The organism is Paraburkholderia sp. UYCP14C (assembly GCF_004197395.1).
Classification (GTDB): domain Bacteria; phylum Pseudomonadota; class Gammaproteobacteria; order Burkholderiales; family Burkholderiaceae; genus Paraburkholderia.
This window is the reverse complement of sequence record NZ_SELS01000424.1, coordinates 1-209: the sequence shown is the minus strand read 5'-3', so window position 1 is coordinate 209 and position 209 is coordinate 1. Positions and strand designations below refer to the sequence as shown.

Sequence of the window (209 nt, the reverse complement as noted above, 5' to 3'; positions counted from 1 at the left end):
CCGTCTCCGGTGGCCGGCCTTGATGTTTGACCGCCTTGCCGAAAAAGGCTTTTGCCGCGGCCACATCGCGCTTTGCCCTGAGCATGAAGTCTACCGTCTGGCCGTCCCGATCCACCGCCCGATATAGATAAACCCATTTGCCCCGGATCTTCAGGTACGTCTCGTCAACCCTCCACGACCGTCCCGCAGACGTGGCAAAATGGTTCCAG

1 protein-coding gene is annotated in these 209 nt (G+C 59.8%); it reads right to left on the bottom strand.

Going from position 1 to position 209, the window contains the following annotated elements:
• A partial coding sequence (locus EVC45_RS45385) for a DDE-type integrase/transposase/recombinase (protein ID WP_129964433.1) occupies positions 1–209 on the bottom strand: 209 nt, incomplete at both ends.